Annotated in this window: 27 protein-coding genes; 3 read left to right on the top strand and 24 right to left on the bottom strand. The window is 33.6% G+C overall.

From position 1 onward, the window contains the following. Position 1 precedes the first annotated feature (1 nt). The 4 genes from EKM77_RS01505 to rpsU form a co-directional block, all read right to left on the bottom strand. On the bottom strand, positions 2 to 397 hold the full coding sequence (locus tag EKM77_RS01505) for a cytidine deaminase (protein WP_191987440.1): 396 nt from the start codon (positions 395 to 397) through the stop codon (positions 2 to 4). 18 nt (positions 398 to 415) lie between these two features. Beyond that, positions 416 to 886: an rRNA maturation RNase YbeY gene (ybeY, locus tag EKM77_RS01500; protein WP_125591938.1), complete on the bottom strand. Its 471-nt coding sequence runs from the start codon at positions 884 to 886 to the stop codon at positions 416 to 418. A 16-nt stretch (positions 887 to 902) separates the two neighbouring features. Then, a complete protein-coding gene (locus EKM77_RS01495; protein WP_125591936.1) occupies positions 903 to 1,877 on the bottom strand; it encodes a PhoH family protein in 975 nt (324 codons plus the stop codon). 98 nt (positions 1,878 to 1,975) lie between these two features. Further along, positions 1,976 to 2,158 (bottom strand): 30S ribosomal protein S21, encoded by a 183-nt coding sequence (gene rpsU / locus EKM77_RS01490; protein WP_057765315.1) that lies wholly within the window; start codon positions 2,156 to 2,158, stop codon positions 1,976 to 1,978. Between the two features lie 124 nt (positions 2,159 to 2,282). On the opposite strand from rpsU, the gene EKM77_RS01485 reads away from it, so the two are divergent. After that, the gene (locus tag EKM77_RS01485) at positions 2,283 to 3,104 is read left to right on the top strand and encodes a pyruvate, water dikinase regulatory protein (protein ID WP_125591934.1); all 822 of its coding nucleotides are present in this window, start codon (positions 2,283 to 2,285) and stop codon (positions 3,102 to 3,104) included. A gap of 1 nt (position 3,105) precedes the next feature. On the opposite strand, the gene EKM77_RS01480 is transcribed toward EKM77_RS01485, so the two are convergent. From EKM77_RS01480 to hisS, 6 genes are all read right to left on the bottom strand, one after another. Continuing rightward, a complete protein-coding gene (locus EKM77_RS01480; RefSeq protein ID WP_125591932.1) occupies positions 3,106 to 4,005 on the bottom strand; it encodes a deoxyribonuclease IV in 900 nt (299 codons plus the stop codon). A 160-nt stretch (positions 4,006 to 4,165) separates the two neighbouring features. Further along, positions 4,166 to 5,044: a YitT family protein gene (locus tag EKM77_RS01475; protein WP_125591930.1), complete on the bottom strand. Its 879-nt coding sequence runs from the start codon at positions 5,042 to 5,044 to the stop codon at positions 4,166 to 4,168. Between the two features lie 70 nt (positions 5,045 to 5,114). Beyond that, on the bottom strand, positions 5,115 to 5,633 hold the full coding sequence (msrA, locus tag EKM77_RS01470) for a peptide-methionine (S)-S-oxide reductase MsrA (protein ID WP_125591928.1): 519 nt from the start codon (positions 5,631 to 5,633) through the stop codon (positions 5,115 to 5,117). Further along, positions 5,633 to 6,073, bottom strand: coding sequence for a peptide-methionine (R)-S-oxide reductase MsrB (gene msrB, locus EKM77_RS01465; RefSeq protein WP_125591926.1), 441 nt, complete (start codon positions 6,071 to 6,073; stop codon positions 5,633 to 5,635). The genes msrA and msrB overlap by 1 nt, the downstream gene beginning before the upstream one ends. A 142-nt stretch (positions 6,074 to 6,215) precedes the next feature. Beyond that, positions 6,216 to 7,985 (bottom strand): aspartate--tRNA ligase, encoded by a 1,770-nt coding sequence (gene aspS / locus EKM77_RS01460; protein WP_125591924.1) that lies wholly within the window; start codon positions 7,983 to 7,985, stop codon positions 6,216 to 6,218. 2 nt (positions 7,986 to 7,987) lie between these two features. Then, positions 7,988 to 9,259, bottom strand: coding sequence for a histidine--tRNA ligase (gene hisS, locus EKM77_RS01455; RefSeq protein WP_125591922.1), 1,272 nt, complete (start codon positions 9,257 to 9,259; stop codon positions 7,988 to 7,990). Positions 9,260 to 9,701: 442 nt separating this feature from the next. Between hisS and EKM77_RS01450 the strand changes: the two genes are divergently transcribed. After that, positions 9,702 to 10,994 (top strand): N-acetylmuramoyl-L-alanine amidase, encoded by a 1,293-nt coding sequence (locus EKM77_RS01450; RefSeq protein WP_125591920.1) that lies wholly within the window; start codon positions 9,702 to 9,704, stop codon positions 10,992 to 10,994. A gap of 25 nt (positions 10,995 to 11,019) precedes the next feature. On the opposite strand, the gene EKM77_RS01445 is transcribed toward EKM77_RS01450, so the two are convergent. The 11 genes from EKM77_RS01445 to EKM77_RS10935 all read right to left on the bottom strand — a co-directional run bounded on the left by EKM77_RS01445 (position 11,020) and on the right by EKM77_RS10935 (position 22,322). Continuing rightward, positions 11,020 to 12,666 (bottom strand): alpha,alpha-phosphotrehalase, encoded by a 1,647-nt coding sequence (locus tag EKM77_RS01445; RefSeq protein ID WP_125592701.1) that lies wholly within the window; start codon positions 12,664 to 12,666, stop codon positions 11,020 to 11,022. Between the two features lie 125 nt (positions 12,667 to 12,791). Continuing rightward, positions 12,792 to 13,646 carry a DegV family protein gene (locus EKM77_RS01440; protein WP_125591918.1) on the bottom strand — a complete coding sequence of 285 codons (855 nt, stop codon included), beginning with the start codon at positions 13,644 to 13,646 and terminating at the stop codon, positions 12,792 to 12,794. Continuing rightward, on the bottom strand, positions 13,646 to 14,185 hold the full coding sequence (locus tag EKM77_RS01435) for a DUF1836 domain-containing protein (protein WP_125591916.1): 540 nt from the start codon (positions 14,183 to 14,185) through the stop codon (positions 13,646 to 13,648). The genes EKM77_RS01440 and EKM77_RS01435 overlap by 1 nt, the downstream gene beginning before the upstream one ends. A gap of 148 nt (positions 14,186 to 14,333) precedes the next feature. Further along, positions 14,334 to 15,953, bottom strand: coding sequence for an APC family permease (locus EKM77_RS01430; protein ID WP_125591914.1), 1,620 nt, complete (start codon positions 15,951 to 15,953; stop codon positions 14,334 to 14,336). 198 nt (positions 15,954 to 16,151) lie between these two features. After that, on the bottom strand, positions 16,152 to 16,775 hold the full coding sequence (locus EKM77_RS01425; RefSeq protein ID WP_125591912.1) for an HAD-IA family hydrolase: 624 nt from the start codon (positions 16,773 to 16,775) through the stop codon (positions 16,152 to 16,154). A gap of 1 nt (position 16,776) precedes the next feature. After that, positions 16,777 to 17,214 carry a D-aminoacyl-tRNA deacylase gene (gene dtd, locus EKM77_RS01420; protein ID WP_125591911.1) on the bottom strand — a complete coding sequence of 146 codons (438 nt, stop codon included), beginning with the start codon at positions 17,212 to 17,214 and terminating at the stop codon, positions 16,777 to 16,779. Between the two features lies 1 nt (position 17,215). Beyond that, on the bottom strand, positions 17,216 to 19,387 hold the full coding sequence (locus EKM77_RS01415) for a RelA/SpoT family protein (protein ID WP_125592700.1): 2,172 nt from the start codon (positions 19,385 to 19,387) through the stop codon (positions 17,216 to 17,218). A 492-nt stretch (positions 19,388 to 19,879) separates the two neighbouring features. Continuing rightward, positions 19,880 to 20,632, bottom strand: coding sequence for an RsmE family RNA methyltransferase (locus EKM77_RS01405; RefSeq protein WP_125591907.1), 753 nt, complete (start codon positions 20,630 to 20,632; stop codon positions 19,880 to 19,882). Continuing rightward, positions 20,613 to 21,530, bottom strand: coding sequence for a 50S ribosomal protein L11 methyltransferase (gene prmA, locus EKM77_RS01400; RefSeq protein ID WP_125591905.1), 918 nt, complete (start codon positions 21,528 to 21,530; stop codon positions 20,613 to 20,615). The genes EKM77_RS01405 and prmA overlap by 20 nt, the downstream gene beginning before the upstream one ends. Positions 21,531 to 21,599: 69 nt before the next feature. Then, a complete protein-coding gene (locus EKM77_RS01395; protein ID WP_125591903.1) occupies positions 21,600 to 22,001 on the bottom strand; it encodes a hypothetical protein in 402 nt (133 codons plus the stop codon). A 144-nt stretch (positions 22,002 to 22,145) separates the two neighbouring features. Then, on the bottom strand, positions 22,146 to 22,322 hold the full coding sequence (locus tag EKM77_RS10935) for a hypothetical protein (RefSeq protein ID WP_164507687.1): 177 nt from the start codon (positions 22,320 to 22,322) through the stop codon (positions 22,146 to 22,148). A 148-nt stretch (positions 22,323 to 22,470) separates the two neighbouring features. Between EKM77_RS10935 and EKM77_RS01390 the strand changes: the two genes are divergently transcribed. Next, entirely contained in the window at positions 22,471 to 22,980 is a 510-nt protein-coding gene (locus EKM77_RS01390; protein ID WP_125591901.1) for an aminoacyl-tRNA deacylase, read from the top strand. A gap of 75 nt (positions 22,981 to 23,055) precedes the next feature. Here the strand turns inward: EKM77_RS01390 and EKM77_RS01385 are convergent, their stop codons facing one another. Genes EKM77_RS01385 through EKM77_RS01375 form a run of 3 tightly spaced genes read right to left on the bottom strand, consistent with a single transcriptional unit; the run spans position 23,056 to position 25,577 of the window. After that, the gene (locus EKM77_RS01385) at positions 23,056 to 23,796 is read right to left on the bottom strand and encodes an ABC transporter ATP-binding protein (protein WP_125591899.1); all 741 of its coding nucleotides are present in this window, start codon (positions 23,794 to 23,796) and stop codon (positions 23,056 to 23,058) included. Beyond that, positions 23,797 to 24,801 (bottom strand): taurine ABC transporter substrate-binding protein, encoded by a 1,005-nt coding sequence (locus tag EKM77_RS01380; protein WP_125591897.1) that lies wholly within the window; start codon positions 24,799 to 24,801, stop codon positions 23,797 to 23,799. Continuing rightward, positions 24,801 to 25,577 (bottom strand): ABC transporter permease, encoded by a 777-nt coding sequence (locus tag EKM77_RS01375; protein ID WP_125591895.1) that lies wholly within the window; start codon positions 25,575 to 25,577, stop codon positions 24,801 to 24,803. The genes EKM77_RS01380 and EKM77_RS01375 overlap by 1 nt, the downstream gene beginning before the upstream one ends. Positions 25,578 to 25,731: the final 154 nt, after the last annotated feature.

Raw genomic sequence — 25,731 nt, 5'->3', positions numbered from 1 at the left:
ATTAATCCATATCCTTATCGCTAAATGCTAGCGGCAAAATTTCTTTAAATTTATATTCTTTAAAATCATTACTATTATTTGACAAGAAAACAGGTGCTGATCCACCCATAAATTCACTCATGACTTGACGGCAAGCGCCACAAGGCTTTGACATCTCTTTAGTCCCATTAACAACGATCAATGCTTCTATACTACGTACACCTTCAGAAACTGCCTTAAAAATAGCTGTTCTTTCAGCACAATTAGTCAATCCATATGAAGCATTTTCGATATTTACACCGGAATAAACCTTACCATTGTCGGCAACTAAAGCTGCACCCACATTATAATGAGAATATGGTGTATATGCTTTTTCCATAGCTTTTATAGCAACATCGAATAAATCTTTTTCGTTAATTTCCACTAGGTAAACTCCTTATTTCTCTAGTCCGTAAGCACTGAGAATTTTTTCTTGTAGTCCGATCATAACTTTCTCATCTTCAGGCTTTATATGATCATAGCCATTTAAATGCAAAATTCCATGAACAATAGTATATCCTAATTCTCGATCAAACGAATGCTCGTAATCTTTAGCATGTTCATCAACTATTTCAACACTGATGAATAAATCCCCTAAATCAACTGGTAAATCTGGAATTTGACTTTCAATAAAGTCCAACGAATCTTCACCATCATTGATTGCAAAGCTGATAACGTCAGTTGCTCGATCAACATCACGATATTTTTTATTGATTTCGTGAATCTTATCTTTAGTTACAAAATGAATAGAGAGTTCGGTACTATCCTTTAATTCCAAATCATCAAAAGTAAATTGAACTAATTTTTTTACCCAATCTTCACGTTTTTCATCAATTAATTTATCATCATTAAAAATTTCTAAATCCATTTTTATCCCCGTATCATTATTCTGTTTTATCTGTTTCATCGTATGCATCGATGATTTCTGCCACAACTGGATGTCTGACAACATCTGCTGAAGTAAAGTTAACAAATCCGATGTGTGGTAGATTATTTAAAATCTTTTTGGCCTGAACTAGACCGCTTTTAGCATTTCTAGGTAAATCGATCTGAGAAATATCACCATTAACGATCATTGTTGAACCAAAACCAAGTCTTGTCAGAAACATTTTCATTTGTTCTTGAGTTGTATTTTGAGCCTCATCTAAGATCACAAACGCTTCATCTAAAGTACGACCTCTCATATAAGCAAGTGGTGCTACTTCAATGACTCCACGTTCTAATAATCTTCCTGTATGTTCTGTCCCCAAAATAGCATATAAAGCATCATATATTGGGCGCATATATGGATCAACTTTTTCCTTTAAGTCACCTGGCAAAAATCCTAAGCTCTCTCCTGCTTCAACAGCGGGACGTGTTAGGATGATCCGTTTAACAGTGCCTTTTTTAAGCGCAGCAACTGCCATGACCACAGCTAAATAAGTTTTACCTGTACCAGCAGGACCAATTCCAAAAGTTATATCATTGTGTTTGATCGCATTAATATATTGTCTTTGACCAAAATTTCTAACTCTGACAGGTTTACCGCCATAATCTTTGATCAATTCATCTTTATACAGTTCTTCAAAGTAATCCAACGTACCGCGTTCGATCATCTTCAAGCCGCTAACGACGTCAGGAGCACCTATACTAATTTTATTACTGGATAATTTGATGAGCATTTTTAAGAAGGTAACTGTCTTAGCAACATTATCTTCATCCCCAGTAACATCCAACTGATCCCCAAAGGCATGTATTTTGACATTCATACCCTCTTCAATAAGTGTTAAATTGCTATCATTGATACCAAATATATTTGCGGCATCTTGTGGGTTCTTAATAGTAATATTTTGCTTAACTTGTTCGCTATTTTCTGTCAATCACACATACCCTCCTATTATCTTGAATGATAGCACAAGAATGTAAAAAACTTATAAAAAAAGGTTAAAACATATAATGTTTTAACCCTTTCTTTATATTAACGACGTTTCTTATTGCGTTTACGAGCAGCTTCTGACTTAAGCTTTTTCTTTACACTTGGCTTTTCGTAAAATTCTCTCTTACGATATTCTTGAAGTGTACCACTTTTTGAGACAGAGCGTTTAAAACGACGAAGAGCATCATCTAGCGATTCATTTTCACGAACGACTGTTTTTGACATATTATGATATCCCTCCTTCCGATTTAAAGCGTAACTGTCTATTTCTTTCACAGTTCATATGTTATTATAACAAAAAGAAGGTAATGTTCAAACAATTTTTTAAATTTTTTAGGAGGAATTTGTTATGTCCCAACGAGTTGATGTCTTTGCACTATCAGATGCTGCCGGAGAAACGGCTGTGCGTGTTGCTAAAGCGGCCTTCGCACAGTTCCCACAATTGGATATTGTTTATACAAAATATCCCTTCGTAAAAAATGATGATCAATTAAAAAACATCTTAACTTTGGCAAATGAGAAAAAAGCAGTTATTTTACATACCATAGTATCAAAGGAAATCAGTAAGATCATCAATACTTACTGTCAGGAACATCAAATTACTTACTACGATATACTTAATCCCATCATTGGAACTTTTGGACAAATGACCCATGAAGAACCAATAAGACAAAAGGGCCTGATCCACGAACTAAATCAAAACTATTTTGACATGATCTCTGCTATGGAGTTTACCGTTAACAATGATGATGGAAAAAACTCCAAAGGATTACTTGAAGCTGATTTAGTATTGCTTGGTATCTCCAGAACTTCCAAGACGCCATTATCACTCTATCTGGCTAATAAAAACATCAAGGTAGCTAATTTACCATTAGTTCCAAAAGCCGCGATACCAGACGAGCTATGGAAAGTAAATCCTAAAAAAATTGTTGGATTAACAAATGATATGAATGTCCTAACAAAAATAAGGCGCCAAAGAATGATTGCTTACGGACTTGATCCTGACACAACCTATTCAGAAGAAGATGAAATTCAAAAGGAATTAGATTATTCCAATAAAATCTATAAAGAATTGGGATGTCCCGTTATCAATGTAGCTGATCGTTCTATTGAGGAAACAGCAGCGTTGATCATGGAACAATTAAATATCAATGGATATACAAAAAGCTAGCCTAGGCTAGCTTTTTTAATTTTTCTCTCATATCTGGATCAAACTTTTGATTGCGCAACATTTCAATTTCTAATTTATATGGAGCCACGCCTTTTTTATCATCTTCATTTTTCTTTACATATGGAGTTTCCATAATTTTAGGAACTTGTTCCAATTGTGGATGATGAGCAACATAATTTAAAGCATCAAAGCCAATCGTTCCAAAGCCAATATTATCATGACGATCTTTATGTGATCCTTGTTCGTTTTTAGAATCGTTCAAATGAACCACAGAAATTTTATCGATTCCAAGTATATGATCAAATTCGTTTAGAACTCCATCAAAATCATCTTTAACATTATATCCAGCGTCACTCATATGACAAGTATCCATCGTTACCGATAATTTATCATTGTGCTGACAGTGATCAAAGATCATCGCTAACTGTTCAAAAGTTATTCCGACCTCTGTTCCCTTACCAGCCATTGTTTCTAAAGCTATGCTTACTTTTTGTTCATTATCTATTGCTTCATCTAGTGCTTCAGCAATTTGTTTTAAAGCCACTTCTGGGCCTTGTTTTAAATGTGCTCCCGGATGAAAACTAAGAGCTTCAATACCTAAAGCATCAGCTCTCTTTATTTCATCATGCATAAACGAAATTCCAAAGGGTAAATTTTCAGGTTTTACAGTATTACCTAGATTAACTATATATGGCGCATGACCAATTATGTGATCTATCACATATAGCTTTAATAGGCGCTGTCCTTCTTCAATATTCATCTCAGAAATATCTTTTCGACGAGTATTTTGTGGTGCTCCAGTAAAGATCATCATCGCGTTGGCATCATAGCTATGTGCTTCTATCGCTGATCCTGCCAACATTTTTGGTGCTTTCATTGCAACATGCGAACCAATTATCATAATTACGCTCCTTTTGAAATGATATTATAATTTTAAAACAAAAAAGTCGATGACAAAACCATTATTTTTTCTCTTGAACCAAATCAAGCCAGTAACCCAAAATCGGATCACTGGCTTGATTTTTTGATTCTAAAAAATTTAACGCATTTTGTAACACTATTTAGTAAATATGCTTTTGATAGAACCTTCCCATTATCTTAACTGTATCGGTAACACTGACAAACGCATGTTGATCAGATGCTTCCATAGCAGTTTCTAAATCATGCAATTCTGATCTAGAGATAATCGTAAAAAGAATGGTTTTTTCTTCATGCTTGTAAGCACCTTCAGCATCATGAACGATCGTGATCCCACGACGCATTTCACTTTGGATCTGGGTAATTACATTTTTAGGTTTTGATGTTACGATCATAACTTGTAATTTTTGATCCTTATTATAAACCATGTCAATTACTTGACCATTTATAAAAATGCTTACAGCACTATATAAAGCATGAACCCAACCGAATATTAAACCAGCACAGGAAATAATAAAGACATTAAAGATAATATTTATCGTTCCTACACTCTTTCCGGTTTTTTTCCTTAAAATGATTCCTAAAATATCGATACCACCGGTCGAAATACCGTTTCTCAATGACATCCCTGTACCAAATCCATTTACTACACCACCAAAGATGGCACAGATCAACGGGTCAGCCGTGATTTTTGTACTAGGCAATAAATGCATCATTGTACTGGCTAAAGCGACTGCAACCACGGTAAAAAGGGTGAATTTGTGGTCAATTTTGCGCCAAGACAAAACAAATAATGGAGCATTTAAAGCAAAGTACATTATGGCAGTTGATATATGGAATGGAAACCAGCGCTCAGTTACTGTTGAAACTAACTGGGCTGCACCGGTAACACCTGAACCGTATATTCCTCCGGGGGTCCAAAACATATTAACAGCAATTGAAACTGTGATTGAATATAAGAAAGCTACTGAAAGTTTTGATAAGTTTTGATGCCTCTCAATTAACTTATCTATTTCATCCATATTAAGATTACTCCTATAATAAATTCATTTTCACCAATGTAATCTTAGCACAGATACAGTATTTTTCAGCTTATTTGCTGTGTTTTTCGATAAATTCTCCTCTTCCGCCTCTTTCTTCCATTTCAAAGCGTTCAGGATTCTTTTTATAAAAATCTTGATGGTAATCTTCTGCAACATAAAATTCTTTTGCGGGAAGGATTTGAGTAACGATCGGTTCGTCAAATTGACCAGATTCTGCTAGTGCTTTCTTTTCTGATTCAGCAATTTCTTTTTGTTCTTCATTTGCATAATAGATCACTGGTCGATAACTATCGCCACGATCTTGAAATTGTCCAGTAGCATCTGTTGGATCGGCAACTTGCCAATATATCTCTACTAATTGCTTATATGAGAAAACATCTGCATCATAAGTAATTTTAACGGCTTCAGTATGCCCTGTTGTACCTGTACATACTTGCTCATAGGTTGGATTGGGAACATGTCCGCCTGTATAACCTGATATTACTGAAATAATTCCTGGTTGAGTATCAAATGGCTTTACCATACACCAAAAGCATCCACCAGCAAAAATAGCTGTTTCTTTTTTCATTATTTGTCACCCTCATCAACAAATTTTTTAAATTCACCATATCCATCTTTATCCATATTTTCATATGGGATAAATTTTAAAGAAGCGGAATTAATGCAGTATCTCAAACCGCCTAATTCTTTTGGACCGTCGTCAAATACGTGTCCTAAATGGGAATTAGCTATTTCACTTCTAACCTCAGTTCTTTGGACTAACAATGAATTATCTTTATTTTCAGTTAACTTCGCAATTGGTTGACTAAATGAAGGCCACCCGCATCCAGCATCGAATTTTTTAGCAGATGAAAATAATGGTTCGCCACTAGCAATATCAACATAAATTCCCTTTTGGTAAAAATCATCATATTTCCCACTAAAAGGCCGTTCAGTGGCGGCTTTTTGTGTGACATTATATTGAAGATCACTTAAACCCTCTAGATCTTTTTTATATTCTTTGGTCAACTCTCTCACTCCTAACTGTACTATTTAGTATAACCAAGTATATTGGTATTTCTATAATTTTGCTCATATTAATTAAAAAGCAATTAAAAAAAGACGAAAATATGATTTACATCACACTTTCATCTTTAATTTTTGATTAATTTTACTTGTCGCTTGTCTTTGAAACTTCGATTCCTAGGTCAACTAACTGATTAGGATCAACTTCTCTTGGTGCATGTGTCATTGGTTCTGTGGCATTTGAGTTCTTAGGGAATGCAATAACATCACGAATATTATCTTTGCCTGATAGAAGCATTGCAAATCTATCTAGACCTATTGCTAAACCACCGTGTGGTGGGCATCCATATTGCAAAGCATCCAATAGGAATCCAAATTGTGCGTAGGCTTTTTCTTTAGTGAATTCAAGGGCCTTTAGCATCTTTTCTTGAATTTCAGCATTATGAATACGGATCGAGCCACCACCCAATTCGTAGCCGTTTAGAACGATATCATAACTTTGAGCATAAGCTTTATGTGGATCCTCATCTAAGTAATGAATGTCTTCTTCATTTGGCATTGTAAAGGGATGATGAGCCGCTGTCCATCTTTGAATACCTTCGTCATACTCAAATAATGGCCAGTTAACTACCCATGTGAAGGCAAATTCATTAGGATCATACAGTTTTAATTCTTTAGCGATCGCAACACGTAAGTAACCTAATGCATCGGCAACAACTTTTTTCTTGTCAGCAACGAATAATACTAAATCATTGTTTTCAAGTCCTAAACGCTCAACTAAAGCACTTTCTTGAGCAGTAATAAATTTAGCAACTGGACCAGTGATCTTGTCATCGTTAAATTTAAGCCAAGCAAGTCCCTTAGCTCCAAAACGTTTAATGTATTCTTGATATGCTTCAATATTTTTTCTTGAATATTTGTCAGCATTATTTTTAACAACGATAGCCTTAACGTGACCACCATTATCGATTGTTCCTTTAAATACTTTAAATTCACTTTCAGCAAAAATATCATTTAAGTCTTGTAATTCCATACCAAAACGAATATCTGGTTTATCTGAACCATATCTTGCCATAGCGTCATCCCAATCAATTCTTGGGAATGGCAATTTAACATCAATACCCTTTTCGTCTTTCATGACACGGGCAATCAATCCTTCAGTAACTTCTTGGATTTCTTCAGCAGACATAAAACTCATTTCAAGATCGATTTGAGTAAATTCTGGTTGACGATCTCCACGAAGATCCTCATCACGGAAACAGTGAGCTAGTTGATAGTAACGATCAAAACCACCCACCATCAATAATTGTTTAAATAGTTGTGGTGATTGTGGTAAGGCGTAGAAATGTCCTGGATAAACACGAGATGGTACTAAGTAATCACGAGCACCTTCCGGTGTTGATGGTGTTAAATTAGGAGTTTCAATATCAATGAAACCATTATCATGTAAATATTCATGAACTGAATGTTTTATTTGAGCTCTTGTTCTAATGGCCTTTTGCATTTCTGGTCTGCGAAGATCCAAATAACGATACTTCAATTTTGTTTCTTCAGAAGCATCAACATTGTCAGTGATCTCAAATGGAGGTGTAACTGATTTATTTAAAAGTTCTACTGTATCAACAACAACTTCAACTTTACCAGTTGTCATTTTGTCATTAATAGCACTTTCATCACGTAATCTTACAGTACCTAAAATGTTTATAACATATTCTGAACGCAATGATTCAGCAATTTCTAGTGCTTCTTTATGATCTGTATTAAAAACTAATTGAACGATTCCCTTATAGTCACGGAGATCGATAAAAATCAACCCACCAAGATCACGGCGTTTTTGAACCCAGCCGTCTAGAGATACTCGTTGACCAACATATTTTTCAGTTATGCTGCCGCAGTAGTCTGTTCTCTTTTCCATTATTATCCCTCGATTTTCTTTAATTCTTCAGCTAAATTATCTAAAGCAACACTAACTTGATCACCTGTTGACATATTTTTTACATTAGCTGTATTATTTTCAATTTCATCGTCACCGATAGTAACAGTGTATTTAGCTTGTAAGTGATCGGCAGTCTTAAATTGAGCTTTGATTTTTCTTTGTAGATAATCTTTATCAGCTGTAAATCCAGCTTTTCTGATTTTGGACAAAATCTTTACCGAAGCTTGTTCAGCTTTTTGACCAATAGTAACAAGATAAACATCTAGATCATTATTAATAACCAAATCTTCATCTTTTAGTAGTAACATCAATCGTTCAACACCAAGTCCAAAACCAATTCCCGGTGTTTGTGGTCCGCCTAATTCTTCAACAAGACCATTGTAACGACCACCAGCCAGAACGGTAATTTCTTTGTTATCAAAGGCTGGATCAGTGACCATGAATTCAAAAATCGTATGGTTGTAATAATCCAAGCCACGAACCATTGTTGAATCAACTTCATAATTTATATCTAAATCATCTAATAGTTTCTTCAAATATTCAAAACGTTCACTTGAAGCTTCATTTAAATAATCCAAGATAGATGGTGCATTGGCAACGATCTTTTTATCATTGGAATCTTTGCTATCTAAAATTCTCAAGGGATTTTTTTCCAATCTAATTTTAGAATCATCACTAAGTTGATCTTTAAATGGCGTGAAGTAATCGACTAAAGCTTGATGATAATTTGCACGTGATTCAGGATCACCTAATGTATTGATTGCTACTTTAAGGTTTTTAACTCCTAATTCAGTTAAAAAGTTAAGACCCATTGTAATTACTTCAACATCTAATTCAGGTGAATCTGATCCAAATGCTTCAACCCCAATTTGATGGAATTGTCTTTGACGTCCTGATTGTGGACGTTCATATCTAAACATTGGTCCCTTATACCAAACTTTATAAGGTTTAATATGTTCTGGTCCATAAAGCTTATTTTCAACATAAGCTCTAACAACACCAGCTGTTCCTTCAGGTCTAAGTGCTAAATGACGATCACCTTTATCTTTGAAATCATACATTTCTTTTGAAACGATATCAGATGTATCACCAGATGAACGTTCAAATACCTCATATGATTCAAAAATTGGGGTTCTTATTTCTGAAAAACGATAGCGACTAAAAATTTTTTCAGCAACTGACTCTACATACTGCCACTTAACTGATTCGTTAGGTAAGATATCCATCGTACCTTTTGGCTTTTGGTAACGCATAAAACTCTCCTTTTTAAGGATCACCGCATAAAAAAAGCACTCCTGTCTTTTGACAAGGGTGCTCTTGCACGGTACCACCTAGTATTTTTTCTACAGTTAACGCCTGTCAAACGTTTATAAAACGTCACAATCTGATTACTCACCTGTTCTCAGCCTGCAGGTTCTCTGTACAGTAATTTTTGATCTGATTAAGAATATAAATATAAACTAATCAAAATGAAGTTAATTGTCAAGCCGATTTTGCTACAATACACTATAATTAAGTGGTTATGAAGACTGTTTTTTTAAATATTTTTAACTATAATTCACTTTAATGAATATTTTTTAAATAAATTTGTCAATTTTCTGTGATTTTTTTACTTTCTATCTTTTAAGTTTTGACTTTTTTCAGTAAGATATACATATATATACCTATTATAGCGACAACAAAGGAATCCTTTAAATGAAAAAGATAATAACTTTTTTAATTAAAAATAAGCTATTTGTTGCCATTATTTTTTTAATTTCCTTATCTAGTTGGTCAACTGTAGCCTTGGCAAACGCCAATTCAATTGTTGTAGAGTCTGATTCAGTCAACGTACGTGTTGGTCCGGGCTTATCTTATTCTAATATGGGACAAGTAAAAAAAGGTGACAAACTGGCCATCTTGGCAGAAAAAAATAAATGGTATCAAGTCCGCCTTTCTGGCGATAAAATTGGTTGGGTCGCAAGCTGGCTAATTGATAATACTGAAGTCAGTTCAGCGACTAATAAAGTAGGAATTGTAAAAGTTCCTAATACAACCGTATTTAAAAAGAATAATTCTAACAGTGAGGTTCTTGGAACAATTGAGCAATCCCAAAAAGTAACTGTTATGTACCAAGAACAAAATTGGTCTCAAATCCTTTACAAAGGCACGGCAGCCTGGGTAAAAACAGAATTTATTCAAGGAACACAAGAAACCTCTGGATCTTCAAATAACTCAAGTGATGACATTAAAACTGTTACAGTGACGCAAGCTAACACCAAATTACGTATTGAACCAAATGATAGTGGTCGCATAGTCAAAAGTGTTGCCGTTGGTAAGAAGTTTGACTACTTAAGTAAATCCGGCAACTGGTATAAAGTTCGTGACAGTGATGGTTCTGTTGGCTATGTAGCTAGTTGGTTAGTAACTATTTCTGGATCTAAAAGTGCTGTAAAATCAGCAGCAACAAACATTTCAGAAGCTACGATCGTAATTGATCCCGGCCACGGTGGTAGTGATGTTGGTGCTGAATCGCAAAAGAAGACTTATGAGAAAAACTTCACCCTAGAATATGCCAAAGCTATAAAAGCTGATCTAGAAAAAACTGGTGCACGTGTTGTTTTGACACGATCTGGTGATGATACTAAATCGCTTGGTGATCGAGCTCGTCTTTCAAGTAAAATTGAAGCAGATGCATATATCAGTTTGCATTTTGATTCCAGTGATCAATCAAATGCCGGTTCTGGTGTTACAACGTATTACTACGAAAAGAATAAAGATGGTCAATTAGCAACTAGTATCAATGATCAATTAAAAAACTTGGCTATAGATAATCGTGGAACACAGAAAAAAGATCTATACGTACTTCACTACAATAGCCAGCCTTCAGTTTTAATTGAACTTGGTTATATTAATTCTTCAACTGATTATAAGAATATTAAATCAGATAGCTATAAAGAAAAAGTAGCTCAAGACGTTACAAATGGACTAAAAGAATACTTCAAGTAAAAAAGCATCCTTAGGGATGCTTTTTTTATTGTTCTAACATTAACGCTTCATAAGGACGTAACTTAACAATATTACTTGTCTTACGAATATTTCCATAATTTCCTAAAATCAACTTACAATCGTTGAGAATGGTTCTCTTTTGTTCTTTTTCAGTAAAATTAGCTATTACCATAATTCTTTTATCATCTTTTTGTCTAATGTAAGAATATACACTGTTGTCTTCAGGATCTAATAATTTATAACTACCTTCCATCAGAGTTTTATTTGTCTTTCGTAATTTGATTAAATTTTGATAAAAACTAAAAATATTGTTTGAATGACTTCTTACTGACTTTACAGAGTAATTATCTTTTTGGAATGATTTAATCCAAGGCATACCTTTCGTAAAACCATAATTTTCACTTAAATCCCATTGCATTGGTATACGTGAATTTTCACGTGATTTTTGTTGTAATATCTTAATTGCAGTTTTCTTATCAGTTCCTTTTTTTAACAAATCATTATAGGCATTGATCGATTCATGATCCTTATATTGCTTAATATCTGTGAAATAAGAATTCTTCATTGCAATTTCTTCACCTTGATAAATATAAGGTGTACCTTGCAATCCAAATTCCACCAACGCCAATAGTTTGGCAGACTCATCACGATATTTATTATCATCTAGAAATCTTGAAATGGCACGTGGCTGATCATGGTTATTCCAGAATAAGGCATTCCAACCATTATTTTTATGCATTTTTATCTGCCAATCACTGATGATACTCTTTAAATCAGTCAATTTATAATGACCTAAGGTCCACTTTTTACCATTGGTATAGTCGACTTTGACATGATGAAATGTAAAGGCCATTGATAGTTCTTCTCGTTTGGGATCAGTATACTTAACTGCTTCGCTGATCGGTGTTGATGATAACTCGCCTACCGTCACGAAGTTATTAGGACCAAAGACTTTTCGATACATCTCATGAATATATTCGTGCACATGCGGTCCATTTGTATAAAAATTTCGACCATCATCTGTCGGCGTTTCAAATGTATCATCTGGCATATTTTTGGTCTTTGAGATGTTATTAATAACGTCCAATCTAAAACCATCAATACCCTTATTAGCCCAGAAAGTCAGCATTTCAAATATCTTTTGACGAAGTTCTGGATTACGCCAATTTAAATCTGGCATGGTAACATCATACAGATGCAAATAATATTGGTTTAACGATGGGACGTATTCCCAAGCACTGCCGCTAAATTTTGAAACCCAGTTGTTAGGTTCATGGCCGTCGACTGGATCTTTGAAAAGATAATAATCGTGATAAGGATTGTCTTTTGATTTAATAGCTTCTTTGAACCAACTATGTTCGTTTGAAGTATGATTTAAGACCATATCCATTATTATCTTAATATCTCGTTTATGGGCTTCTTTTAAAAGTTTTTCAAAATTATCCATCGTGCCAAAGATTGGATCAATTTGATAATAGTCGGCAATATCATATCCATTATCATTCCCTGGTGAAACATACATTGGAGTGATCCAAATCAATTCGATCCCTAAATCATGTAAATAATCTAAACGTGAAATAATGCCTTTAATATCGCCAATGCCATCATCATTGGAATCTTGAAAACTTCTAGGATAAATTTGATAAACGGTGGATTTTTGCCATTGCTGCATTTCTGTAATTTCCTCAATTTCTTTCAAGCACTTTTTCATAACTAGTATATTATAATTTGTCTAAACATATGTCAAATTAGACTATTAAAAAGTTCTAAGCGGATAAATTCCACTTAGAACTTTTTTTAATCCAATAAACATACTCCAACGCCAACTAATCCCGGTCCAGTATGAACTCCAAGAGCTGGACCAACTTGGCCAAAGAACTCCTTTTTACCATTGATACCTTTACTATCTAACAATGCCATCATATGACCTCCAGACACTTCATCAGCACCATGTCCAACCGCTAATAGATAATCTTTGTGATCACCAATAAACTTGCTAACCATGTCTAACATCATCTTCTGACCACGTTTCATACCACGTGCTTTAGCGGCAGTAGTATAAATTCCATCAGAATTGCAAGTGATGATCGGAGCAAGTTTCAACATACTACCAACTACTGATGTAACCAAGCCTATTCTGCCTCCTGCTCTTAAATACTCCAAAGTTGGTATACAGAAATAAACAACAGTATTATCGATCATTCTTTTTGTCTTCTCTAAAACTCTCTCATAGACAATTCCTGAATCAATAGCATCTTTAGTTCCAACGGCAATTAGTCCAGCTGCAACGGCAACTTGTTTGGTATCAAATGATGTATAGGTAAATCTTCCGTCTTCATCTAACAACACTTTCAAAAAGTTATAAGTTCCACTCAACCCAGAAGAAATTGAGATAGAAATAATATGAGTATAACCATCATTATAAATTTTATCTAAAGTTTTTTGGATCTCTTCACCTGATGGTAGTGAAGTTTTTGGTATTTCAGATTCTAAATCGTCATATACTTCCACTGCGGAAATATTTACACGATCAAGGTAAGTTTTGTCTTTATAAATAATTTGCATAGGTATTTCATAAACACCATCTTTTTGTAAATATTCTTCTGGAATATCACAACAAGAATCTACCAGAACAGCAATTTTTTCAGTCATTATTTTTTACTCTTTTCTTCTGATGCTTCATTTTCAATCATCAATACTTTACGTGTCATCCATTTGGTTGCAAAAGATACGGTTACCATTTCAACCATCAAATAGGCAGACGTTGAATTATCTTCAGAAATTTTTTGTTTTTCATTTCGGTAATTTAACATTTTCAAAGCTAATTCTTGTTTGTCACAAAAAAAATCAAAAGCTTTTTCGATGCCGCCATTTAAATCAGTCATAACTTTTAATCCTGATTTAATCTCATTAATTGAAACGACTTGTTTTAAAAAAGTTATGGCAATAAGATATGCCAAGTGTTCCCTGGTGTATCGTTTTTTTATGGGATGCGGCAGTAAACCATTTTTAACATAATTATTAACCATCGATGTTGTAACGATAGGACCGTCTTCAATCCAAATTGGATTTAAATACTTATCTATTAACGTTAATAATTGATCACGATATAGGTCAAGTTCGGGAAGGTCATTCCACCTAGGCAACTTGAACTCTTCTAAATTATCTAACCATTCTTGCAGTTCGTCCATCAAAAAGCACCTCTTTATAATTACTAATATAACTTATCATAATATTAATTACCATTCAATCTAGTTTTAAAAACTAGATTGAAATTATAAAAAAATATCTCACAAATGATAGAGTATTCCTCTAACATTCATGAGATATTTTAAAATTTTAAGAAATTAGATCACGTTCATGCCAACCAATACCTATAATTACAAGAATACCGATAACACTTAAGCCAATGACCATAGGAATATTATTATTGATCTTAGATCCACCTAGATATAAGTCACCAACAATAACGATTAACAATGCAGTTAAAATCCCTGTCCATTGTAAACGTGTGAAGGCAGAACCTGTCTTACTTCTTTCTTCACGACGTGTAACGTAAGGCATGATCGTACCTAAACCAATCAGAACAATAATTGCCACAAAATTGATGATCAATTCATACCACCAAGTGCTGGTTCCAAAGGCAACGTCTTGTGGTCCGATACCAAATACTGTCGCGATTATCGTAACGATCAAACACCACCAGCCCACAGTTAGGGCTGCTTTATCATTTTTAATATAAACATACTCAGATGGGAATTTCTTACTATCCATACGAATTTTAATGAAAGCAAAGAAAATCCAGCATGTAACACCGGGGGAAATAATTCCATTAAGATTTAGTAACCAATTAAAGATATCGTTCATACTTGGTAAGAAAATACCAAGTAGCATAATAAACGCACTTAAACCACATGTTAATAAATAACCATTAACAGGTAATCCTGATTTATTCTTCTTACGAAGAACTTTCGGCATAAATTTGGCACCTGTATCTGAAATCAACATTCTGGTCATGGCATCTAATAGGACAGCCAAAAGTGCTGCCAAATAAAATACTTCCGTCCAAGCAAAAATATACATCAGTATACTACCCATATGGAATTGTTCACCTAATGCCAAGAAAGCGTAATATGAACCATTCATCTTCAAATCATTTGGTAAATGATAAGCATTAAAGAAAACTCCTAATGAAAATGATCCAAAAATAGTCAAGAAAGCTGTCATAACAGCCAACATGATCATTGCCTTAGGAAATTCACTCTTAGGCTTTCTCATCTTAGTAATAAATGGTGCAATTAACTCTGCCCCATTCATGGCATAGATCAATAGACCTAAAGTAGTTAAATAATGTAAATCAAATTTTGGTATGATCGTATGAATATTCATAGGTTGAGTAGCAATATGTCCACCCATACCTAATGCAGCAAAAGTCATAATAACAAATAATACAGTCATTCCAAACATTGCCACACCACCAATGGTACTTAGAACTTCCAATGAATGCTTAAAACGAGATTGCACAAAAATGAAAACAATAAAAGTGATCACAGTCCAAAAGGCAAACCAGCCATTAGACATTGTGTCTTGCAATTTACCATTGCCATACCAAGCCCAACCTAATCCAACAACGATTGAGTTTGCTGTATCGACAACGTATGGTACTGAAGCAGCCCAATAAGTCCAAGCTGTAAAATATCCTAGAAATTCACCACTAGTTCCACGAACCCATGATGAAAGGCCCCCTCCTTCATGATTAAAAACTGATCCTAATTGTCCAACCATAAGTGAATATGGAATGACATACAAGAATAGCATAATAACCCAAGAGGTAATAACGCCCATTCCCTGGTTTTGAAAGTTATAGGTTAAGTCATCAAAACCAATTACCGTAACGAAGCTCATTAGCGCCAAAACTGGCCAACTAATGAAAGACTTCTTCGGTTCTAAACTCTCCATAATGATTCCCCCGATAATAAAATATAAAAATATTACGTGCAACTTAATATTTTACAACTTATTGTTAATTAGAGAAGGGGAAAACGTTTTAAAATTTAAATTTTTTAGAAAAAAATAAAACCAACAACCTAAAATTAGATCACTGGCTTCATTTTAATGCACAAAAACTTAGTCTGTTAGTCTTGCTATCTTAAAATTTTAAAGAATTGTATTTATATCATTTAAACTTTCAATTTTATAATCGGCGTCCATATTTTTATCATCGCTTAATAAAATAGTTTTAGCAGAAACACTTTTACCAAAGTCTATATCTATCTTACGATCACCAATAACAAACATATCATGATTATCGAGATCATACTTTCTAATTAGATAGTTCAACATATCAGGATCTGGTTTTCTAACAAAATTATCACTGACACTAACTATTTCTTTAAAGTATTCAGATATATTTAAATTCTTAGCTATGTCAAAGATGGATTCATCCCGATGCGTAACTATAAATTGCTCAAAGCCTTCAGATTTTAAATAGTCCAAGGCTATTTTTGCATGCGGCATCAATCGTATTTGAGAATGATACTCATTTTCATACAGCGTATAGATTTTATAAAATTCTGTTAGTCCGCCGTTAGTTACATTATCGGCATTTTTTAGTGTTTCCGTTACAAATTTTTTAATCGAAGTTTCTTTTATTCCGCTATAAATTGTATCTTTTGAAAGTTTTATTTTAAAATTTTCTTCTAGAGATTTTTGCGTTGCCGCTACCATTCCAGGATAGCTGTTTGCCAACGTTCCATCAAAATCCCAAATTATACTTGTCATTTTATCGCTCCATTATTATTGTTACAGGTCCATCGTTAGTTAATGCAACTTGCATATCAGCACCAAATTCACCAGTTTCAACTTTTAAGTCGTAGCTTCTTAGGGTTTGATTAAACTGATCATATTTTTGACTTGATGATTCAAAACCACCTGCCCCAACAAAACTAGGGCGGTTTCCCTTCTTTGTATCAGCATATAATGTGAATTGTGAAATTGATAGAATGCTTCCTCCTACATCTTTTAGAGAAAGATTCATCTTCCCTTCACTGTCAGTAAATATACGCATATTAGCAATTTTATGAGCCATATAATTTAGAGTATCTGTTGTATCTTCATCCGCAAAGGCTACTAGTAAACAAAGGCCTTGATCAATCTGACCTAAAACCTTATTATCAACTGAAACTTTTGCATCTGAAACTCTTTGGATAACTACTTTCATATTATTCTATCGTCCTTTTGATTTCATAAACATCAGGTATATTATTCAGTTTAGAAATTATTTTATCTAGATGTTCCTTATTATTAACACCGACACTAACATGAATAATTGCCATCTTCGCTTTATCTAGACGACCGTTAACATTATTCAAAGAATTAGTAGTGGAATTAATGACTTGTAAGACCTCATTCAATAACCCATTGCGGTTAAAAGCATAGATATCTAGTTCAGCAGAGTAACGCTTTTCTTGAGTAACGTTATCCCAACTAACTTCAATAAATCTACGTTTTGCCTCTTCACTTTGGACATTAGGACAATCAGCTCTATGAATTGTCAATCCACGTCCCTTAGTAATATAGCCGACGATATCATCCCCAGGAATCGGACTGCAGCATTTTGCTAAACGGATTAAGAGATTATCGATACCTTGAACTGAAATACTATTATTAGGATTATCTTGAGTCTTTTTAACTTGAGTGCTTTCATTTTGTTGCGGCTTTTTCTCTTCATCATCAGTTATTAATGATTCTTCAAGCTCTTTTTTCTCCGCTTGTTTCTTTCGATCAGGGTCTTCACTAAGCAATTTATGTACCACGTTGATAGCTGATAGTTCCCCATAACCGACTGCATTAAATAATTCATCTGGATCAGTAAAGTTAAAAATATCCATTGCTAGTTCAAGATGTTTCTTATCAAGATACTTCTTTCCTGACATTGAACGGTTCTTTAGTTCTTCTTCAATTGATTCACGGCCAAGTTCGATATTTTCTTGACGATCTTTAACTCTAAAATAACGTTTGATTTTATTTCTTGATCTTGATGTATAAACGACATTGACCCAATCACGACTAGGCTTAGCATTGGCACTTGTCATGATTTCTACAATATCGCCATTTTTCAATTGATAGTTTAATGGCACCATTCTCGCATTGACTTTAGAACCAACCGCATGATTACCAACTTCTGTATGAACTTGATAGGCAAAATCTAGAGTAGTTGAACCCTTTGGCAACTCAACTACTTCACCTTGAGGTGTAAACACATACACACGATCATTAAAAATTTCACCCTTAACTGATTTCATAAAGTCAGCGGCATTATCAGAATTTTCCTGTAATTCAAGAATTTCTCTGAAGACATCAATTTTTTGTTCATTTTCATCTAATTTGACGCCTTCAAAATTACCTTCTTTATATGCCCAATGAGCTGCGACACCATATTCGGCAACTTCATGCATCTTAAAGGTTCTTATCTGAACTTCTAGTGGCTGTCCACCTGGTCCAATGATGGTCGTATGTAATGATTGATAGCCATTAGCCTTTGGTACGGCAATGTAATCTTTAAAACGACCAGGAATTGGCTTCCACTTCGAGTGGATCGAACCAAGAACCGCATAACAATCTTTAACTGAATCTACAACGATCCTAATTGCCAACAAGTCATATAATTCTGAAAATTGCTTATGCTTATCACGCATTTTTTTATAAATGGAATAAATATGTTTAGGACGACCATAAATATCATATTTGATACCTAAAGCATCAACACTAGTTTTAATATAATCGATAGCTTCAGCAATATAAGCCTCTCTTTGGTCACGCTTACTATTCATTAGATGAACAATTCGATAATATTGTTGAGGATTAATATAGTGCAGTGATAGATCCTCAAGCTCCCATTTGATCTTACTGATACCTAATCTATCAGCTAATGGAGCATAAATTTCCAAAGTTTCTGTGGCAATTCGACGTTGTTTATCGGGACGCAATGCTTTCAAAGTACGCATGTTGTGTAATCTATCAGCCAATTTAACCATGATCACACGTAAATCTTTAGCGGTAGCCAAAAGCATTTTTCGATGGTTTTCAGCCAATAGTTCTTGATGTGAATGATACTTATACTTACTTATCTTTGTAACTCCATCAACGATGGTAGCAACTTGGTCCCCAAATAATTCATTGACATCGCCGAGTGTGATATTAGTATCCTCAACAACATCATGCAGATATCCAGCGGCTACTGTATATGGATCCATATGTAAAGAAGCAAGAATTTGAGCTACTTGTGTTGGATGAATAATATAAGGTTCCCCAGTAGCGCGTTTTTGTTCTTTATGGACGTATGCCGCAAATTTATATGATTTATTAACAAATTCAACATGTTCTTCATTCATATATTTTCGACAAATATCTAGGACTTCGTCAGGAGTATAGTCTCTATTTTTTTTCAAATTACCCCGCCCCTTCTACAATAAAAAGCACTCTAAGAGTGCTTTCTTTACGTATTATTATGCTTGCTTTATTAAGAAAAAACAATCAATTTTCCTTATCAAATAAGAAATATACTAAAATACTCAAAATTAAGTAGATCCCAGCCAGAAAGTAACCATAACGGCCATATTTTATAAAAACACTGATTACAAATATAACTGGAAAAATAATCATATTATAAAACGATAATGAATATTTTCGACAAAACCAGCCTAGAAAACCAGAGAAGAAAATATTGATTACGAAGAATAACCAAATAATCCGATTAGATTTTCCTAAGTGAAACAAATTAAACAAGATTGGCATAATAAAAACCAAAATAATAGAAATAAGTGCTATATAAGTTGTTTTCGATTGTTCTATTTTTTTCCAAATGTTTTTCAATTTTTTATTCCTCATTTTGACGATAATTCATAATTATATGATAGCACTGACAAGAAGTACAGTGGTGCAGTTTCAGCTCTCATAATCCTTGGTCCTAATCCAATGGATAAATACCCATTTCTATTTAAAAGTTCTACTTCATCAGGTGAGAAACCACCTTCTGGACCAAAAACACCAATTATAGAATTAGTCACTGATTCTTCTAACGATTTCACCAATGTACTAGTTTCGCCCTGTTTAGCGGATTCTTCATAGGCAATAAATTTTAAATCTGAATTATCATCGTTCAATAAAGCTAAATCATTTAAATAAGTAACTTCAGGTATTACTCTGCGCTTTGACTGCTGTGCCGCATTTTTAGCTATTTCCTGTAATCTGATCAACTTCTTCTCAATTACGTTTGCTTTCCAATGCATAATTGAATATTTAGAATTAAAAAAGATTAATTTGCTTGCACCTAATTCTGTTGCCTTTTGGGTTATCCACTCTATCTTATCCTTTTTTGACAAAGAACAAGCTATAGTAACTTCAACTGGTAATTCGGTCGATGCTTTCTCACTCTTGGCGACTTGAAATTTAATTGTTTTTTCATCTTTATTTATGTTTTCAATAGTTGCTAAATAAAGACTTTTTGATTCATCGACCAGATATATCTGATCAGATATTTTATGACGTAAAACCGTCACAACATGTTTAAAAATTTCAGTATCTTCTATTATAACCGATTCATCAGTGAATATTTGATTAACGAAGTATTGCTCCATCTTGTAATTCAGCGTCCTTTACTCTTTTACAAATCAATGTTGACCAACCTTTGAGGTGGAAAACTTCTAGTACCGTAAAACCGTGTTTCTTCATTTCAGAACTAATAATTGATTCCTTCTCATTAATTATACCTGATAAAATAACAAATCCTTTATTATTTAAATGTTGATCAATATCTGGAATAAATTTCATAATAACATCAGCCAAAATATTAGCGACGATTACGTCTACTTTTCCATTTACTCCATCGAGTAATGAATTTTCGTAAACTTCAATATCTGAACAGCCCTCATTTAATTTTAAATTAGCTTTAGCAGCTTCTACTGCCTCGGGATCTAAATCAAAGGCAGTTATTTTTGAGACACCTAATTGACGGGCTTGAATTGAAAGAATCCCTGATCCGGTACCGACATCATATAGTGATCGTGCATCGCCTAAGATCATTTCTAATGCCTGCATACACGAGTATGTTGTAGGATGAGTTCCGGTCCCAAACGACTTTCCTGGATCCATGACGATTAAATGTTCGTCGGCAAACTTAGGTTGATATTCAACCCAGTTCGGTACAACAGTCAAATAACGACTAATATGAACCGGATGATAATATTGTTTCCATTCATCTACCCAGCTTTTATCGTCAACTGTATCTTCAAAAACTGTTACCTTACTTACGTCAAAGCCAAAATTTGCCAAATTATTTATTTCAGTTATTAATTCATTTTTTATCTCAGGTCTATAAACCTTATCATCAAAATATGAATTTATTTTGGTTTTAACTGATTTATTTTCATCATCGACTAATTCAGTCCCATTAGCGCCGATCTTCATAAAAATATCAGAAATAATTTCTTGATCAAAATCATCAGGAATTGAAACACTAAGCTTTTTCCAAATCATAAAAATTCCTCCGTAATTACTATTAAGGTTACTAAAAATTAACAATAAAAAAAAGACGTTTCTCGCGTCTTAGTTAATATATCCTCTAATTGTTTCCATAAAGTTAAATTCACATTTTTTAATTTTATCTTGTGCCTTATTTGATAGTTCCTTATTGAGCACATTGTGTTTTTCATCCATACACTCTAAACCATTGATCAATTCAATGAAATAATTATTTAAAGTCTGATCTACTTTAGATCCCTCAAGATGATACTTAGTTATATATGAATTGCAAAGCTGGCTGAATCGTTTAACGTTTATTACATAATTGTGAGTTAAACGAGAATAATTCTCATGAGTCAAAGCCTCTCCACGTTCAATTAGACTCATCGTTTTAAAATACTCAACGAAAACTTCACGATATGTTAAAAACCTTTCAACGAATACATTAGTTTCTAATACTTGACTTCTTTCCATTGTTTTTCCCATTTAAAACACCTCATTTCTGTTTTTTATAATATATCATACATTTTTACTTATGGAAACCATAAGTTATAAATATAATAAATTTTTTTGTAAAAAAATACGCATTAATCAATATGATCAATACGCATCCATAACAGTATTTAAAGACTACTTTTCTTGATTAAGTTTTTCTTTAGCAGCAACTTTTCTTAAAGATTCATTATCTTTAAACAATCTTTGTGCTTCTGATAACTTTTCCGGGCTTTTTTTGATTTCTTGAGATATTCTACTGAAATCATTTTGAATAGGATCATTATCCTTTTTGTTGCGTTTAAAAAAACTCATTCTTTTCGCTCCTTCAACTATTAAACGTTGTTATTATATAACAAATTATTAAAATATTACTTATTATTTTAATTTAGCGCTTAAAAACTTTCAAAAGTTCTGACTTTTGTTATGATTGAATCAGTAATCTATTAATCTGGTGAGGAAAATGAGTAAGAAGAAAAAAAAAGTTTCAAAAACATTAGTCGAAAAAATTCTTGATAAGGAAAAAGTCGAATATACAGCTATGACTTTTCCTACAAAAGCTGATGGTGATACTCAAGAATTAGTTCATGATGGTAGTATGCAAGATGGATACAAAATATACAAAACATTAGTTTTAACTGGGAACAAAACCGGTCCCTTAGTCGGTATGATCCCCTTGGATAAACATTTAAGCTATAAGAAATTAGCTAAAATATCAGGTAACAAAAAGGTTGGTATGGTCCCTTTGAAAGATCTCATTAAAACTAGTGGATTTGAACATGGTGCCAATAGTCCAGTTGGTATTCATTCACTTCATAATTATCCAATTTATTTTGATGATGAGGCTGATAGATCCAAAAAAATTATCGTCTCTGCCGGAAAACTTGGACAGTCACTATTGATCGAACCTCACGATTTAGCTAAAGTTGTTAATGCTAAATTTGGAGATTTTGCAGTCAACGAACCCGAATAAAAATTTTTGATTAAAAACAGGAGCAGTAATCCAAAATTGGATTATTGCTCCTATTTTTTTAAGTAAAGAAACTATCTATATTATTTGTTTCAAAATACTATTTTTAAATTTCATATAATTCGAATCGATATTATCTGAATTTATATTAAAATACGGATTTTGGACTACTTTTAATTGTGATGTTTTATCTGGTGTCATGATCATGATACGATTTCCCAATTTAATAGCTTCATCAATATCATGAGTAATTATAAAGAAAGTTAAGTTTAAAGATTTCCATAATCCTAAAATAACATCATGAATATCATTACGAGTGAACTCGTCTAATGCTCCAAAGGATTCGTCAAACATTACCAACTGCGGCTGATTAGCTAAAGCACGTGCAATTGCGACTCTTTGTCTCATTCCTCCGGATAAAGAAAATACATAGTCTTTTCTTTTATCAGTCAATTGAACTTGTTCCAGCAGGGTGGTTACTCTTTTATCGATCGTTTCTTTATCAAAATGTCTCATTTTAAGTCCAAAGCCAATATTGTCAGCAACATTTAGCCAAGGGTATAAGGCATTATTTTGAAAAACAACTCCTAATTTCCAATTAGGTCCACTGACTGGCTCGCCATTTAATAAAACTTCCCCAGAAGTTGGTTCTAAATAGCCAGCAATAGTATTTAGTAATGTACTTTTACCACATCCAGACTTTCCAATAACAGTAACAATTTCGCCACGCTCAATATCCAAATTTAAGGAATTTAAAGTTGGCTTATCATCATTTTCATAAGTTAAAGTCAGATCCTTAACCTCAATAATTTTTTCCATCTAATCATCCCCCAATTCGTTCACATATTTATCTGCTATAAAGTCATTTATCTCTTTTTTACTTGGTGCATGGTCAATTGTTTGTTGTTGAGACATAAATTTACCAGTTATATAAAGTTGTTCAGGAAATGTTTCACTGAGAAATTTATCATCAACCATCTGTTTTGAAGTCAGCCATTTTGAAGTACCAATTTGTGACTTAGCTTCTGAATAACTAAGATCCATCTGTTTAGAGGCAGCCTTAATAGTAATATTAGGATCTTTTTGCATCTCAATATGAGCTTTATTCAATTGTTGCAATAATCCTGAAACTAGTTTGGGATTCTTTCGTTCAAATCCACCTCTAACTAGAGTCACATTGGCGGTTATGCGATTTTGATCACGTAGATTTTCACTAGTTATTAAAAAATGACCGTTTTTCAACATTGGCGTTAAAGTAGGCTGCCAAGTATAAGCCGCCGAAATATCTCCTCTATTCCAAGCTGCAACAATATCTTGTGTATCCATATCCAACAATGAGACTTTATTCAATAAGTGATGTTTTTTTAAAGTCATCATTAAACTGTAATGCGAAGTTGATGCAAATGGGGTAGCTATTTTTTGACCAGCCAAATCGTCAAAATCCTTAATACCACTGCCATTTCTAACTACGAGACCTTCATTATTTCCTAAAACATCATTAACCCAGACTAATTTTGCATCAATTTTTGAGGTCAATGCTACGACGGCATTAGTATCCCCCATAGTTGCAAAATCTATATCTCCTGAAATCAAAGCTTTATTAGCGTCGACACCAGAATCAAAAATTATATATTTTACTTTAATATGCTCTTGATCAAAATAATTACTTATATATTTTAATTGTCTTGAAGCGGCTACATCATTTGGAACTTGTAAAATTCCAATTCTAACTTCAGTGGTTTTCTTATCGTTTGTACTACTAGTACACCCAGATAACAATAAAAAAACTACTAAAAGAGTAAGAAGCTTAACTATTTTTTTCATTAGCGGCCACTCCAAAAGACGATCTTTCTTTCAATATATTTTAAAATTTGATCTAAAACAACTCCGGTTATACCTAAAATAATGATTCCAACAAACATAACATCACTCTTTAGATATTTGGAAGCGTTAATAATCATCCATCCTATTCCGTATGTAGCAGCTACCATTTCAGCAGCGACAACAGTCGTATATGCCATACCGACTGCTGTTCTGATCCCAGTAAATATATCTGGCAATGCTGACGGAAAAATTACATGAAAGAAAACTTGTTTGGAACTAGCGCCTAAAGATTCAGCACTTTTAATATAATCGTCCTTAACACGATTTACCCCTGATATACAAGCTAAATAAATGGGAGCAAAAGCTGCCAAATACAACAGAACTACTTTAGATGTCTCTCCAATACCGACCCACAAAATCAAAATAGTGTAGTACGCAAGTGGTGGGATTGGTCTTATAAACTGGATTATTGAATCAAATATTGAATAAACAATTTTGATCCTCCCACTGATCAAACCTAACGGAATTGCTGTAACAATAGCCAAAAAAACGGCACTCAATAATCTCGCCATTGTTATCAAAAAGTGTTGCCAAAGCGGTATACCGTTATATCCATATTCACTCAATTTTACAAAAGTTGAAACAACTTTCTCTGGACTCGGTAACAGTATTTCTGGAACCATTCTAAATGACGTGGCAATTTGCCAAGCAACAAAGATAAGTAACCAAGTTGCAATGGTAATCAGCCAATAATTCTTCTTCCCTTTCGAATTCATACTTCCCTCCGTAGACCGAAAAAAATATAGTTACTCCCAATGGATAACTACATCTTCTTCATATTATGAATCAAATTTGTAGTTCAAAATAATTAAATAGAACTTACTTATCCAGTGTACACCATAAAATTACATTGAAAAACCCAATTCAGCA

Source organism: Companilactobacillus baiquanensis, assembly GCF_003946605.1.
Taxonomy (GTDB): domain Bacteria; phylum Bacillota; class Bacilli; order Lactobacillales; family Lactobacillaceae; genus Companilactobacillus; species Companilactobacillus baiquanensis.
Note: the sequence above shows the minus strand (reverse complement) of the source record. Positions and strands in the feature narration are given on the sequence as shown.